14 protein-coding genes and 1 pseudogene are annotated in these 14,862 nt (G+C 54.3%); 10 read left to right on the forward strand and 5 right to left on the reverse strand.

From position 1 onward, the window contains the following. The 4 genes from PPOP_RS18555 to PPOP_RS18570 all read left to right on the forward strand — a co-directional run bounded on the left by PPOP_RS18555 (position 1) and on the right by PPOP_RS18570 (position 4,209). The gene (locus tag PPOP_RS18555; RefSeq protein WP_006288222.1) at positions 1 to 1,386 is read left to right on the forward strand and encodes a GldG family protein; all 1,386 of its coding nucleotides are present in this window, start codon (positions 1 to 3) and stop codon (positions 1,384 to 1,386) included. Further along, positions 1,383 to 2,375, forward strand: a complete 993-nt coding sequence (locus PPOP_RS18560; protein WP_006288223.1) for a DUF4340 domain-containing protein — start codon at positions 1,383 to 1,385, stop codon at positions 2,373 to 2,375. Before PPOP_RS18555 ends, PPOP_RS18560 begins: the two co-directional genes overlap by 4 nt. A 252-nt stretch (positions 2,376 to 2,627) precedes the next feature. After that, positions 2,628 to 3,749: a YhcN/YlaJ family sporulation lipoprotein gene (locus tag PPOP_RS19675; RefSeq protein WP_006288224.1), complete on the forward strand. Its 1,122-nt coding sequence runs from the start codon at positions 2,628 to 2,630 to the stop codon at positions 3,747 to 3,749. A gap of 235 nt (positions 3,750 to 3,984) precedes the next feature. Then, the gene (locus PPOP_RS18570) at positions 3,985 to 4,209 is read left to right on the forward strand and encodes a helix-turn-helix domain-containing protein (RefSeq protein WP_006288225.1); all 225 of its coding nucleotides are present in this window, start codon (positions 3,985 to 3,987) and stop codon (positions 4,207 to 4,209) included. A gap of 330 nt (positions 4,210 to 4,539) precedes the next feature. Here the strand turns inward: PPOP_RS18570 and nagA are convergent, their stop codons facing one another. The 4 genes from nagA to PPOP_RS18590 form a co-directional block, all read right to left on the reverse strand. After that, a complete protein-coding gene (nagA, locus tag PPOP_RS18575) occupies positions 4,540 to 5,724 on the reverse strand; it encodes an N-acetylglucosamine-6-phosphate deacetylase (RefSeq protein ID WP_006288230.1) in 1,185 nt (394 codons plus the stop codon). Next, on the reverse strand, positions 5,717 to 6,445 hold the full coding sequence (gene nagB, locus PPOP_RS18580; RefSeq protein WP_006288232.1) for a glucosamine-6-phosphate deaminase: 729 nt from the start codon (positions 6,443 to 6,445) through the stop codon (positions 5,717 to 5,719). Before nagB ends, nagA begins: the two co-directional genes overlap by 8 nt. Positions 6,446 to 6,455: 10 nt before the next feature. Next, positions 6,456 to 7,313: a MurR/RpiR family transcriptional regulator gene (locus PPOP_RS18585; RefSeq protein WP_042230079.1), complete on the reverse strand. Its 858-nt coding sequence runs from the start codon at positions 7,311 to 7,313 to the stop codon at positions 6,456 to 6,458. A gap of 143 nt (positions 7,314 to 7,456) precedes the next feature. Next, a complete protein-coding gene (locus PPOP_RS18590) occupies positions 7,457 to 8,314 on the reverse strand; it encodes an AraC family transcriptional regulator (RefSeq protein WP_006288237.1) in 858 nt (285 codons plus the stop codon). A 206-nt stretch (positions 8,315 to 8,520) separates the two neighbouring features. Between PPOP_RS18590 and PPOP_RS18595 the strand changes: the two genes are divergently transcribed. The 6 genes and pseudogenes from PPOP_RS18595 (at position 8,521) to PPOP_RS18615 (ending at position 13,964) form a co-directional block, all read left to right on the forward strand. Then, a complete protein-coding gene (locus PPOP_RS18595; RefSeq protein ID WP_006288239.1) occupies positions 8,521 to 9,279 on the forward strand; it encodes a sugar phosphate isomerase/epimerase family protein in 759 nt (252 codons plus the stop codon). Between the two features lie 106 nt (positions 9,280 to 9,385). After that, positions 9,386 to 10,468, forward strand: a complete 1,083-nt coding sequence (locus tag PPOP_RS18600; RefSeq protein ID WP_042230082.1) for a Gfo/Idh/MocA family protein — start codon at positions 9,386 to 9,388, stop codon at positions 10,466 to 10,468. Positions 10,469 to 10,527: 59 nt separating this feature from the next. Further along, the gene (locus PPOP_RS18605; protein ID WP_006288242.1) at positions 10,528 to 11,496 is read left to right on the forward strand and encodes a sugar phosphate isomerase/epimerase family protein; all 969 of its coding nucleotides are present in this window, start codon (positions 10,528 to 10,530) and stop codon (positions 11,494 to 11,496) included. 123 nt (positions 11,497 to 11,619) lie between these two features. Next, a pseudogene (locus tag PPOP_RS21395) lies at positions 11,620 to 11,849 on the forward strand (ThuA domain-containing protein); the annotation flags it as partial. Positions 11,850 to 12,085: 236 nt separating this feature from the next. After that, entirely contained in the window at positions 12,086 to 12,820 is a 735-nt protein-coding gene (locus PPOP_RS18610; protein ID WP_042230084.1) for a class I SAM-dependent methyltransferase, read from the forward strand. 127 nt (positions 12,821 to 12,947) lie between these two features. Then, complete coding sequence (locus PPOP_RS18615; protein WP_006288248.1) at positions 12,948 to 13,964, forward strand: MBL fold metallo-hydrolase; 1,017 nt, start codon at positions 12,948 to 12,950, stop codon at positions 13,962 to 13,964. A gap of 125 nt (positions 13,965 to 14,089) precedes the next feature. On the opposite strand, the gene PPOP_RS18620 is transcribed toward PPOP_RS18615, so the two are convergent. Continuing rightward, positions 14,090 to 14,656, reverse strand: a complete 567-nt coding sequence (locus tag PPOP_RS18620; protein ID WP_006288253.1) for a phosphatidylglycerophosphatase A family protein — start codon at positions 14,654 to 14,656, stop codon at positions 14,090 to 14,092. Between the last annotated feature and the right edge of the window lie 206 nt (positions 14,657 to 14,862).

A 14,862-nucleotide genomic window follows, 5' to 3' on the forward strand; every position in this document is an offset into this window, starting at 1 on the left:
ATGATGAAAACATGGCTGCGTCGTGGAAATGCGGCAATGATCTCGGCCGCGGCAGTAGGGATTTTTGTGCTGATTACTTATATTTTCCAATCTTTCTCGGGATGGCAATGGGACGTGACGAAGAACAAATCCTTCACACTGTCGGAGCAGACGTTATCGGTGCTGGCTTCCATCGAGAATCCGATCGCCATCAAGCTGTTCACGACCCCGAACGATAGTGAAGTGCTGGTGCGCGAGGTTGCCGACATGGCGGAAGAATATGCGAAGCGCAACCGGAATATTTCCTTTAAGCGGTATGATCTACTGAAGGAGCCTTCGCTTGCGGAGCAGTACAAGCTGACGGCAAGCTCGATTGTATTCGAGCAGGGAACCCAGCGGAAAACGGTTGGCTTAATTGAAATGTTTCAAGCCGGACAGGAGTATTCGTATCAGTTCAGCGGCGAAGAAAACATGACACAGGCGCTGCGAAGCCTGGCGTCAGATAAAAAGTCAAAGGCGTACGTTCTAAGCGGCCATCAGGAAATGGCGCTGGCGCAAATGAATGTGCTGCAGACAAGCTTGGAAGAAGACAATGTGGAGCTTGAGGAGCTGAATCTGTTACAGAAGGGCAGCATTCCTGAGGATGCGGATCTCATTATGCTTATCGGCATTAAGCAGGATTTGAGCGAGAAGGAAGCGGAACTGTTGCAAAAGTATGTGGAAGGCAAAGGAAAGCTGTACCTTGCGCTCGGGTTCAATGAAAAGATGGCCACGGAATGGCCGAATATACAGGGGCTGCTGAAGTCTCTTGGCGTCGAAAGCACGAACTCGGTCGCCGTAGATTCGTCCGAAGGCTTGCTGTACGATCCGTTCACGATGATGCCCGATTACAACGAGCATGAGATGACAGAGAAGCTTATCCAGTACCGGATGATGATGACCCTGTCGTTAAGCATTCCGCTTAAGATTAGCGAGAATGAGGCGTTTGAAGCGCAAGAAATTCTGCACACGACGGAACAAGCGTATGGTGAGACGGATATCCCGCGCTTGGTTCAAGAAGGAAGCGAACGGGATGACTTGGATATCGCAGGTCCGCTGACACTCGGAGCGGTCGTCCAGTCGAAGGACGGACAGCCGAAAGCTGTCGTAATCGGCGGTTCCAGCTATATGGCAGATGCTTATATTTATACCCAAGGCAATCGCGACTTCGCGTTGAACAGCATCCACTGGCTGGAGGAAAATCAGGATGAGGTTACGATCCGGCCGCGCGAGAAGGCCGCCTACCAGCTTGCGTATTTAACCCCGGTTCAGGGAAAAACGATTTTGTGGGTGACCGTCATCGGATTCCCGGCCATGCTGCTTCTCATTGGAGCTGGACTGTGGTGGAGAAGGAGACATGCGTCATGAAGAAGCTGATGCCGGCTGCTCTGCTGCTTATGGTCTTCGGCATTCTGTACTGGTATGCATCGTCGAATCATTTCTTTATCGATACGGACAAGGAAGCGGAAGCTGCGCCTGTCCTCGTAAAGGCGGCAGCCGAACAAGTGGACGCTATTGAATTGGATATCGAAGGCAAGCCGTTGAAGCTGGTTAAAGGTAAGGAAGATTGGAAGGTGCAGGGGAACGAGGATTATCCGCTAAGCTCTTATGCGGTGTCCGATTGGATTACGACATTTACCGGCGTTGCGGGACAGTCCGTGGTGGAAGAGGAGGCAGCGGATATGGCCAAGTACGGCCTTGATCATCCCCTTGCGGTATACTCCATTAGGGAAGGCGGGAACGTCCGCCGGATTGAGATCGGAGGGAATACCCCGGTTCCCGGTACGGTCTATGCTCGGGCAGATGAAGGGAAGACGGTCTATCAAGTGTCTGAATCCGACTTATCGGGCCTAAAGCGCTCTGCCTTTGACTTTGCCCGGAAGGAACCGTTGACGTTCGCGCTGGAGGAAGTTCGGGAATTCGAGTGGTCATGGGAAGGACGGACCTATGATCTGAAAAAGGAACCAACAGAGGGAAATTCGGCCGATGAAGCGGAGAATTGGAGCCTGAACGGCAACAAGGTGACGCAAGAAAAAGCGGCTTCGCTTATCAATGCTTTCCGCTTCCTGATTATTGATCGCGAGCCGGAACGGGCAGACGCCTTATCGGAATTCGGAGCGAAGCAGGCCTGGTCGCTGACGATTACGCTGCAGCCGGAGGCAATTGACCCAGGACAGCCGGAAGAGAAAGCGGTGAAGAAGCGATATGGCGGCTACATGAAAGAGGAGTATATATGGTTAATGTCGGAAGGGGAGACATGGGCCTATCCGGTAGATGAGTCATCCTTCAATGAAGCCATTCAGACGTGGCAGGATGATGGTGGCATACAGGATGAATCGCAATCCAATCAGAAGTAAAATCGGACACGGCAGCCGTTCGCGGGCAGCCGTGTCTTCTTATTGAACTTAGAGCCGCTGGTATTCGGGAAAAAGCACGAAAAGGCCATTTTGCCGCTGTGAATGATGCGATCCGGTCTTGCTGCGGAATTTTGCAAAGTACAGAAAGGAGTGGCAGGGGCGGTAAAACCTATCGGGATAACATCCCTTCCTCGGCGCATGCTAAGTGTGGTGATAATCCAATTGAAATCATCTACACAAGGAGGAAAAGCGATGCGTAAAAAGATGGTCTTGCTTACGCTGACAGCGGCATTGGTTATGTCTATGGGGTTAACAGGGTGCACGACGAATACCGATAACGTGACAACGAGAGGCGCCAAAAACAACATGCGTACCCGTACCGCTCAAGATGGAATCAATCCGCTTGGCATGAACCGGAATTTGGATACGAACGCGAACAAATATCACGGCTACCGCTACGGCACACGAGGCTATGGAGTAGATGGAGTTCGCGGCTATGGAGTAGACGGCATCGGTACTCGCGGTTATGGAGTAGGCGGCACCGGTACTCGCGGTTATGGAGTAGGCGGCACCGGTACTCGTGGCTATGGCGTAGGCGGCACCGGTACTCACGGTTATGGCGTAGGCGGGACCGGCACTCACGGTTATGGCGTAGGTGGGACCGGCACTCACAGCTATGGTGTTGATGGCATCGGTACTCGTGGCTACGGCGTAGATGGCATGCGCGGCTATGGAATTGACGGACTCACGCATGGCTATGGCACCCATGGCTATGGAACACATAATTATGGCATGACGGGCTATGGAGTTGACGGCACTCGTCTGCACGGTTACGGCACCGGTACTCACTCCATGACCAATATGCAGATGAACAAGAAGATCTCTAATCAAATTGCCCGCATGAAGGGAGTCAAATCGGCGAACGTCATGTTGACTAACAATAATGCGTATGTGGCCGTATCGACTGACGGACATATGAAGACAAAAGGAACGGGAAAGGGAGCTCATCACCTAAAAACCAAGGCAACCCATCACCGCGGAACCGGAAATCTGAGTGCACGATCGAAGACCTATGCGCATAATATGGACACAAGCAGTGATGTGTCTTCGGACCTGAAGCAACGCATTGCCGAGATTGTCAAGAAAGACGCTCCGCAATGTCAACAAGTATATGTGTCATCCAACCCTGATTTCGTCCAACGGATGAATGAATTCATGAAGAGCTCGGCAGCAGGCCATCCGTTATCTGGATTTTCCCGGGAATTCGAAGACATGGTTCATCGTATTTTTCCAACTCAAGAAGCAGGAAGAACAACTCAAATGAACGTCAGCCATCCGAAGCAATTGCACAAAATGGCTCCAGGCTTGAGATAACCAACGGGAAGGAACCGCGTTCTGTGCTATTGGCAGAGAGACGCGGTCCTTTTCGCTACATACGGATTATCGTGCAGCATTTGGTCCGAATCTATGCAAAAATGACGAGTAACGCAGAGGATAGGCCCATTTTTACGCAGCACCGCACCAAGTGAGAACGCCCTTCATAATATAACTTTGACTGTATCCCTTAACCTTGTTAAATAACAAAAATTCGGGCAAGGAGGGGTGACACTTGAAGGGTAGCGATCACAAAAGCAAATTCCTGTTAACAAACCGTGAACGCGAAGTCTTTGAATTGCTTGTTCAAGACAAAACGACCCGTGATATCGCGCAACTGCTGTTCATTAGCGAGAAGACAGTCCGAAACCACATCTCCAACGTGATGCAAAAATTAAATGTGAAAGGTCGGTCGCAAGCGGTCGTCGAACTGATCAAGCTTGGGGAGTTAAAAATCTGATGATAAGTCCATCGCCCTGACCATTGTAAACTTCTGCTCCCGCGGCAGAACGCAACCCAAGGACAGAAGTTCTTGAATGAGCAAGTCGTTATGGCTTGCATTCAATAGATCACAGCGTCGTCTGCCGGCTGCCCGCATACAGGGTCTGGCAGTTAGACGCTAATTTTTTTTCCATATCCCATTTTCGAGCAGTTGTTCTTGACATTCGACGATTCTTACTAACTCCGACTCCGGATACCTATTCCGCTTCGTTTTCGCTCAGCACAACGAGCAGGAAGACCCATGCTCTAGGAGCCCGGGCCTTGATAATAGCGTGAATTTGATGCAGGGTTAGGCTTGCTGCATATGACCGCGTCCCTTGATCCAGACTCGCCGGATATTCAGATCGCGGTCGGTCCAGATGAGATCGGCCTGCTTGCCGACCTCGATGCTGCCGGTAACGTCATCAATGCGAAGCTGCTTCGCCGGATTGATGCTCGCGAGACGGGACGCTTCCACGATGGACAGGCCTACCTGCTCGATGACGAAGCGAACGGCGCCGATCATCGTCAGTGTGCTGCCTGCCAGCGAATTGCCTTCCGTCAGTCGGGCCACTCCGTCCTTCATAGTAACCGGAAGGCCCCCCAGTTCGTAAACCCCGTTCGGCATGCCTGCGGCAGACATCGCGTCGGTGATGAGCACGAGCTTGCCTGGCGCTTTGGAGCGAGCGAGCAGCTTGATGCATGCAGGATGCACGTGATGGCCGTCCGCAATGACTTCGGCCGTAATGCGATCGTCGGTCAGGGCCGCACCGGCGACGCCCGGATTGCGGTGGTGGACTGGGGTCATCGCATTGAATGTATGCACCGCTTGATTCAGGCCGGCATTGACCGCCTCGGTCACCTGCTCGAACGTCGCGTCAGTATGGGCGGCCGCCACGTTGATACCGTGAGCCCGCGACCAGCGGATCGCTTCGATGGCATGCTGCCGCTCCGGAGCGAGGCTCAACTGCTTTATGACGCCCGGATGGTTCTTATCCCATGTTTCCAGCCATTCGATTTGCGGATCGAGCATGTAGGCTTCGTTCTGGGCCCCTTTGTACTTCGGATTGACGAACGGCCCTTCGAGGTGGAGGCCCGCCAGCTGCGCATAAGGCATGTCCTGCTTCATATAGGCGTCGACGGCTGCGACGACCTTGTCCAACGCTTCGCGGGACTGCGTCATGGATGTGCCGAGCATCGCCGTCGTGCCATGCTCCATATGGAAGCGCGTAATCGTATCATATGCTTCCGCTGTCGCGTCCATGAAGTCGGCGCCGAAGCCGCCGTGCACGTGCACATCGATAAATCCTGGCAGCAAATACCCGCCTTCGGCATCAATGGCCTCGTCAAGCCATACGCTATTTTTGTCCAACAGTTGTCCGGGTGTCCCGATGAAGACAATGCATCCTTCCTCTACGTGGACGACGCCATCCACCAGGATGCCGTTCGGCGTCACGACGCAAGCTTGCTTCACCGTAAACGTTGACTTATTCATGGAAATGTTTTGCCGCCTCCTTGTTGAGTAATACGACGACGTTCGGGTGGGTTTGAAGCAGAGAAGCCGGAATATCCGTCGTAATTGGGCCGGTCAGCGCGCGGTGAACGATATCCGCCTTGTCCGCGCCGCGGACGACGAGCATAATCATCTTCGCCTTCAGGATGGAGCCAACGCCCATCGTAATCGCCTGCGTAGGAACCTCGTCAATTGAGTTGAAAAAACGCTTGTTCGCCTGGCGCGTCTCTTCCTTAAGCGTGACGACATGGGTTCCGCTATGCAGGTGGTGATCAGGCTCGTTGAAGCCGATATGGCCGTTATGTCCCAGGCCCAGCAACTGCAGGTCGATGGAGGCGTTGGAGAGCATCTCGTCGTAGCGCTTGCTCTCCGCCTGCAGATCGGCTACGTTGCCGTCGGGCACATGGGTGTTCGCCTTTTCAATGTCAATGTGATCAAATAATTGCTTGTTCATGAACGTGCGGTATGTCTCCGAATGATCGGAAGGCAGACCGACATATTCATCCAGATTGTACGAGGTGACCTGCTTGAAGCTGACATATCTTCTCCTGCAGAGCCGGATCAGCTCTTTGTAGATGCCGATCGGCGTGCTTCCCGTAGCCAGGCCGAGCACGGCATGAGGCTTCGTCTGTACGAGGCTCGCAATAATGCCGGCCCCGTTCTGGTTCAATTCTTCATTGGTCTCGAACGTCAAAATGTTCATTCTGTTGTTGTTACCTCCCTTTAGCTTTACGATACTTCCGAACCATCCGGTACGAGTGTTCCAGCATCGGAATGCGCCCGTGGAACTGTTCGCTCGTCATGCCCGCGAACAGAATGTCGATGATATGGAGCTGCGCGATGCGCGAGGCCATATCGCCGCGGCGGATGCCCTCCTCCAGTGAGGAGGAGAAAAGACGAATGTCTGCCAGCGAGGCGAGACGGTTCGCTCCGACCTTCGTCAAGGAAATGGTGATCGCTCCCTGCTCCTTCGCGCATAGCAACGCCTCAATCGTCTCCGGCGTCTCGCCGGAATAGGAGATGGCGAAGGCGACATCCCCCGGTCCGAGCCGGGAAGCCGAAGTAATCTGCATATGCGGGTCGGAGAAGCAGGATGCCTGTTTGCCGATGCGAATGAGCTTCTGATAAAAATCCAACGCCACGATTCCGGAAGTGGCCATGCCGTAAAGATCAGTTTGTCGGGCGTGAAGAAGCGCCTGTAGGGTCTGCCCTAACGTCTCCAGATCCAATAATCCGGTCGTATCGGAGATCGAACGGATATGGTTGGTCTCGATAGCAGCAATGATGTCTGGCAGCGGATTACCTGCAATGATGTCTTGATAGGTGAACGGAACGCTCTGTTGAGCCAGGTCGGCAGCGAGCTTTGTCTTGAAATCGGGATATCCCCGGAAGAGGAGCGATTTGCAGAATCTTGTTACCGTCGCGGGCGAGGTGCCTGATTGTTCGGCCAGATCCGTAATGCCCATCGTCACTACATTTCCCGGAAATTGCAAAATGTAATCGGCTACCTTCCGCTCCTGTGGGTGATATTCTTCGAATTTTTGTCGGATCGCCTGCAATATGGTGGACAAACCAATCATCCTTTTACGGTCAGATAGAATGAAAAAAATTTTTATAGATTTATGATCTGACATGAAAATTTTTTCTCTATTATCATAGTCAATCGGCGTGGGGATTACAAGCGAGCGAAAGGAAATACACAAATATATCGTCCCTAAGATTCGGGGGTGAGCTGGCGCTGATCCCGGAATTGGCGCGGGGACAAGCCCATCCGGTTCTTGAAGGTGCGGTAGAAATAGGTGTAGCTCTGGAAGCCGCATATCTCGGCAATTTGCTCCAGCGGCATATAGCCGTGCAGTATTTGTTCGCAGGCGAGCGTAATCCGAACCTGGATCGCGTAATCCATAATTGATTGCTGGAAGACCTCCTTGAATACATGGGACGCCCGCGATACGCTCAGTTGAATGGAATCGGCGGCGTCCTGGAGCGAGAACGGCTCGGTCGCATGCACTTCGACATATTGCTTGATGCTGTGGGCAAGCTGCGCCGTCCGGTTCATGTTCAGGAAGGACGGATGTGTCCGTTCCGTCAGTGTCCGCCCGAGCATGCCGAAGAAGGCGAAGGTGAGATGCTTGACAATATCGTTCACCCTAATCGAGCCGAAGAGGCGCTGCTCCTGCATAATCGCGCGCCAGAGCGACAACAGATGATCGTCGATGCCGATGGCGGACTTCCCGGGTCGTTCCAGCTTCGCCCACCATTGTTCGACCCAGGGGCCGTTAAGAATCATATAATAGTCCAGACTGTGCACTTTGCGAAGCGGATCGGATGCGTCTGGATTGCGATAGCCAATCTTCAGATCATAATACTCGCCCGGGGCGAGCATCAGGAGATCGCCGGGCTTCAACTCCCGGTACCCTCCATCCAGCCAGGCGTGGCCGCTGCCCTCCAGTTGGATGCGGACCAGGTAGTGCTTCAGCTCGGGAATGACGAGCGTCATCGCTTTACTGTGCCGGGCATGTCCGGCGAACAGTAAGGAGATGTCCCGCTGCGGCTCACTGGACTGAGACATGTGAATCCCCCTATTTGCATGTTGTCGTACATTGATTATATCAGACAATAGCAAGATTGTTCATATAAAGATGATATCCTTCATTCACAGGAAGGATACAATGTGCCACAATGAATGAAGTCCGATGTAAACCTTTTCAGAGGAATGCTTGGCGAATACAATAAGGCAGCCCGTTCAATAATGAATATAAAAGAGGTGCTTGGTCCATGAAAATCGGAGTGCAGCTTTACACGGTGAGAGACGAGGCCGAAAGGAACTTCATCGGCACGCTGGAAAAAATTGTGGAGATGGGCTACGAAGGCGTTGAATTTGCCGGCTATGGGGGATTGAAGCCGCAAGAACTGGCGGACGCGCTTAAGCGGCTGAATCTTGCTGCCGCTGGTTCCCATGTCAGCATCGAGCAACTGGTCGACCATCTCGACGAGCAGATCGAGATGAGCACGGCGATTGGCAATCGGTACATGGCATGCCCTGGGATTCAGGAATCACGGTACAACTCTCTCGAAGCGCTGCTGCATACGGCAGAGCAACTGGCGAATGCATCCGGCCGGCTCGCCGAGCATGGAATTAAGCTCGGCTATCATAACCATGATTTCGAGTTTACGAGGAAACTTGGAAACGATACGGTATTCGACACATTGTTCCGGCTAGTTCCTGCGGAGAAGCTCTTCACGGAGATCGATGTCTGCTGGGTGCAGTATGCCGGGTACGACCCGCTTAGCGTCATCGCAAGTTACAAGGGACGAATTCCGTTGATCCATTACAAAGATCTGCGGCGTGATGACCAGGGACGCCCGCTTACCGTCGAATTGGGAGAAGGCGAGCTCGATCTGGTCTCCATCGCTGGCGCATCGAAGGAAGCCGGCGCGGAGTGGCTTATTGTCGAGCAGGATGAATGCCAGCGTCCGAGCCTGGAGAGCATCCGCAACAGCAGACAATGGATCAAGAACAATCTGGGCTACTAAGACTATCGTATACAAAGTTCAATCATCTATGCAAATGGCAATGCCGACGAACGTAAACCGAACATACCTGCATTAAATTGAACATATCTAGAGGAGGAGAATGAATATGTCTAACATCTACAAGATCGCAATGATCGGCTGCGGGGGAATCGCGAACGGCAAGCATATGCCAAGCCTCAAGAAGCTGGATAATGTGCAGATGGTGGCCTTCTGCGATCTTATTCCGGTGCGTGCGGAAGAAGCCAAGGCGAAATACGGCACGGAAGACGCGCTAGTATACACCGACTACAAGGAGCTGCTGAAGGACGGCAGCATCGACATCGTTCACGTCTGTACGCCGAACGACTCCCACGCGGAGATTACGATTGCCGCTCTGGAGAGCGGCAAGCACGTTATGAGCGAGAAGCCGATGGCGAAGACGGCGGCGGATGCGCGCCGTATGGTGGAGGCTGTGAAGCGCACGGGCAAGAAGCTGACGGTCGGCTACAATAACCGCTTCCGCTCGGACAGTCAATATTTGAAGAAGCTGTGCGAGGACGGAACGTTGGGCGACATTTATTATGCCAAAGCTCATGCGATTCGCCGCCGCGCCGTTCCAACCTGGGGCGTGTTCCTCGACGAAGAGAAGCAAGGCGGAGGCCCGCTCATCGATATTGGCACGCATGCGCTTGATTTGACGCTGTGGATGATGAACAACTACGAGCCCAAAATTGTGCTCGGCTCTTCCTTCCACAAGCTCGGAAGCCGTCTGAACGCAGCCAACGCTTGGGGCTCCTGGGATCCGGAGAAATTCAAGGTCGAAGATTCCGCCTTCGGCATGATCGTCATGAAAAATGGCGCCACGATCGTACTGGAATCGAGCTGGGCACTGAACGTTGCGCAGTCCGGAGAAGCGAAGTGCACGCTGTGCGGCACTGAAGCCGGAGCCGACATGTGGAACGGTCTCAACATCAACGGCGAGAAGTACGGCCGTCTGTATGACCAAACGATCGAATTGACCGCCGGCGGCGTCGACTTCTATGATGGAGAGGCCGAGAACGCTCCAGAACTGGAGATGCGTCTCTGGATCGAGGCGATCGAGCAGGACAAGACGCCTGTCGTTACGCCGGAGCAGGCCTGTGTTGTCTCGGAAATTTTGGAGGCCATTTACGAATCTTCCCGTACGGGCAAAGCTATCTATTTCGAGTAAGCCATAGATTGGACAGCCGAGACATTCATGAGGATCCGAATCCTGAAGGAGGCAGCGACGTGAAACTAGGCGTATTTTTGGTACTGTATGGACAATTATCACTGGAAGAGGCGCTTGATACGGTAGCGGTCAAAGGGGTCGAAGCGGTAGAAATCGGAACAGGAGGCTACCCAGGCAACAAGCATTGCAATCCGCACGAGCTGCTGGCTGACGAAGCGAAGCGGCGGGCATTCAAGGAAGCGGTCGAGTCTCGGGGGTTGATTATCAGCGCGCTGAGCTGCCACGGCAACCCGCTCCACCCGCAGAAGGATATCGCCCAGGCAAATCATGACGATTTCATGGCGACGATCGATCTGGCGGCAGAGCTGGGCGTGCCGGTCGTCAACGGCTTCTCCGGATGTCCGGGCGATCACGAGGGTGCAAAGTATCCGAACTGGCCGGTAGCGCCCTGGCCGAATGATTACCAGGAGATTCTGGAGTGGCAATGGAATGAGAAGATCATTCCTTACTGGAAAGAAGTTGGCAATTATGCCCAGGATCTGGGCGTCAAGATCGGATTAGAGCTGCATGGCGGGTTCTCCGTGCATTCCCCAGGGACGATGCTTCGCCTGCGCGAAGCGACCTGCGAAGCGATTGGCGCCAACCTGGATCCGAGCCATATGTGGTGGCAGGGCATTGATCCAGTGCAGGCGGTCCGCATTCTCGGCAAGGAAAATGCGATTCATCACTTCCATGCGAAGGATACGACCATCGATCCGATCAATGTCAACAAGCATGGGGTTACGGATATGCAGTCGTATACGATGATGCTCGATCGGGCATGGCAGTTCCGTACCGTAGGTTATGGGCATGATGTGAAGACGTGGGCGGATATCGTCAGCGCGCTTCGTCTCGTCGGTTACGATGATGTCGTCAGCATCGAGCATGAAGACGGCTTAATGTCCATCGACGAAGGCTTCACCAAAGCGGTGCAAAACCTACAGCCACTGTTGATGAAAGAGCCGCTAGGCGAGATGTGGTGGGTGTAAGCCGCCGAAGCAGGCAGCGCAACGAAGTACTCCTAACATACAAGTTGGAAGACGCGATCCGAGAAGCCCCTCATTAACCCGACGCATGGCGGGCGTTGTGGGACGTGAAAGGAGCATACAACGATGACACAGCGACGCAAAGTAACGATTTGGAATGAATACCGGCATGAGCAGAACAACCCCAAAGTCGGCGAAGTTTACCCGCTGTTCTAATCTGGTGGGGGCATATGGCCCACCACGAGGTGGATGACGCCATCGTGGCGCACGTGCATCAGCGGGTGCTGCACGGCATGGGGCTTATCGTTCTGCACTCGGGCCATTTTTCCAAAATCTTTAAAATGCTGATGGGAACAGGCGCCTACGAAGAGGGCTTATCCGAATAACGGCAATGCGAAGCCGCTGGAACCGATGGACTGAATCACAGGACGAGACCATTTTGGTACGCCAATGAATGCCTTGGGCAAAGAGAAGAACGAGTTCCGTTCTTTCGGCCCAAGGCTTTTTGCTGATTCGGGCGAGTGGCTGCCACACCTATGCAAAAGCGGTTGCAGCCGTTACAATGAGGTAGAGAATAGATGAGGTGATTGTAGTGATAGAATGGTATGAACGAAGCTTCGGTCGCGATTATTTGCGCGTATACCGCCACCGGGATTTTCAGGGTGCGGTGCAGGAAGTGCACGGAATGATGGAGTGGCTTCAGTTGCCGACGTCCGCATCGATACTCGATTTGTGCTGTGGCATGGGCAGGCATGCGCTCGCTCTAGCGGAAGCGGGATACCGGGTAACCGGGGTCGATTTGTCCGAAGTGCTGCTGGAAGAGGCTAAGGCCCACGACACTAGCGGCCAGGTGAAGTTTCTCTACGGCGATATGAGAGAGCTGCCTGTAGACGGGCCGTTTGATGTGGTCGTGAATTTATTTACGTCTTTCGGCTATTTTACAGACAATGAGGACAATGCCCGCGTCTTCCAGGAGATCCATCGCGTCTTGAAGCCGGAGGGCCGCTTTATCGTCGATTTCCTGAATCCGTCCTATGTCCGGCAGCATCTGGTGCCGCATTCGGAACGGGTGGACAGCGGGACGCGTATCGAGGAGCGCCGCCGTATCGAGAAAGGCTTCGTCAAGAAGGCGATAACGCTCACGGATGAGTCCGGCGGGGAGCCGCGTCAATATGAAGAACGTATCCGGCTATATGAATTGGCGGAATTCCGGAATATGATGGATAAGGCCGGGCTTGTCATCGATCAGGTCCATGGCGGCTATGACGGCGCCGCCTATGACGAAGGACGGTCCAAGCGCATGATTGTGGTTGGACACCGGCCATAGCGAGCCGCTCGGCCGCGCCCGGCGTCTTGCCGATGGCAATGGTCCCTTTGGATAGGGGCTTCTGCTGTATGTTTCCGCAGCGCGCTGCCAGAAGCAGTCTCCGGGTAGGAAAGCGAGGGATACATAAATGAACGATATCCGTCAGTCGCAGAAGGAAGCGGCTCGTCCGATCCAGATTTACCGACCGGCTGAGGGCGTGCTGCAGGCACGTATTCCGGTTCCTTTCTCTCTTCGCTGGGTGAACAGCTATATATTGACAGGGCCCGAAGGGTATACGATTGTGGACCCTGGCTTGGGAACCAGGGAGGCGGAAGCCTGCTGGGCAGCTCTGCTGAGTAAGCTGGACGGGCCTGTCGCCCGCATTGTCTTGACCCATTACCATCCGGATCATCTCGGGATGGCCGGCCGGCTGCAGCGGCAGATGGACATCCCGGTCTCGATCTCGGAGACCGGCTGGGAGCATGCGCTGCGCATGTGGAGGCCGGGCCAGCGGATGTCCGAAGCGATGATGGCTTTATTTGCGCAGCATGGTGTTCCGGCCTCGATCGTCGCGGCCACCGGGCCGCATATGGATAGCTTTCTTCCGCTCGTCGCGCCGCTGCCTGAGGTGGAGTTCCTCCGCGACGGTGAGCAGGCCGCGTTCGGCGGCCGGATCTGGGACGTGCTGGAGACGGACGGGCATGCCCCGGGGCATCTCAGCTTCTATCATGCCGCCAGCGGCTTGATGCTGGCAGGGGATCATGTGCTGCCGCAGATTTCGCCGAATGTGAGCTATTTGCCGGGGAGCGACCCGGAGCCGCTCCAATCCTATTTGCGGGGCCTTGCGAGGCTGAGGAGCTTCCAGGTGGATCTGGCACTGCCGGGGCACCGCCATCCGTTCCGCCATTATGCGGCCCGCATCAATGAACTGCTGAGCCACCATGAGGAGCGGCTGGCAGCCATTGCAGCGCTGCTTGCGAAGGAAGCGCGCTCCGCTTACGACGTATGCACAGGATACTTCGGCAATCCGGATCGCCTTACCATCCATCAATTCCGCTTCGCGATGGGAGAAGCGCTCGCGCATCTGTTGGAGCTGGAGCGGCGGGGACAGGCGCGGCGAACTCCGCCGTCCGCATCGGCGCCCATCCGCTTCCACTCTCGCTGACAAAATAGCCCCCCGTTCCGGGATATACCGAGAACGGGGGGCTGCCGTTAAGCCCGGTTCTGACAACCGGGCTCCGTTCGCGTGCGCAGCGCTCCTAAAAGGCTCGTACGCCTGAAAACAGTGGGCTATTGCAGCGCCTTCATCTCTTCTTCACGCTCAGCCTGCTTGCGGTGCGCAATGCGGCTGCTGGCCGCAGCGGCGATGGCTCCGACGATATCATCCAGATAGGTATGGATCTCGCCATCGCTTTTGTCGTTCAGCTTTTTCAGAATGCCCGGCTTCATTTTGTCTACATATCCGAAATTGGTGAATCCGATGCTGCCGTACACGTTCACGATAGACAAGGCCAGTACTTCATCGACGCCGTACAGGCCCTCGTCATTCTCTATCATTTCCTGCAGGGCCGGAATGAGCTTGCCCTCCTCCGCCAAAATATCGAGTTGGATGCCGGTCAGCACGGCATTCTGCACTTCCCGCTTCAGAAGCACCTGCTCGACATTATATTTGGAATATTCTATCGTCAGTTCCGGGTAGTACTGCTGCTGCAAAAACATGACCAGTTCGGCAATCTGGTCTACCGTAATCCCCCGCTTCTCGAGCCATTCGCGAGTGGCGTTCTCGACTTTCTCACTGTCCAGACTATAAGGCTTTTTTGCCTCGGCGGGCATGTTCACATCTTTCGGTTGATCCATCGCTGAGCACCTCTTTTTTTGTTCATTTCCATAGCGTGCAGATTCGACACAACACTTATGTATTCGACACTGTTCATCCATAACCTTCTTTTTCACCATGAATAACACCGGCAAATGCCTGCCAGCGAATTCAGGCGCAATAACTTGTCATGAAGCGGACAGCCTGCTCGTATACATAAGACAAACGGGGGGGAGACTTCACCGTC

The sequence above is a fragment of the Paenibacillus popilliae ATCC 14706 genome (assembly GCF_000315235.1).
GTDB lineage: Bacteria > Bacillota > Bacilli > Paenibacillales > Paenibacillaceae > Paenibacillus_B > Paenibacillus_B popilliae.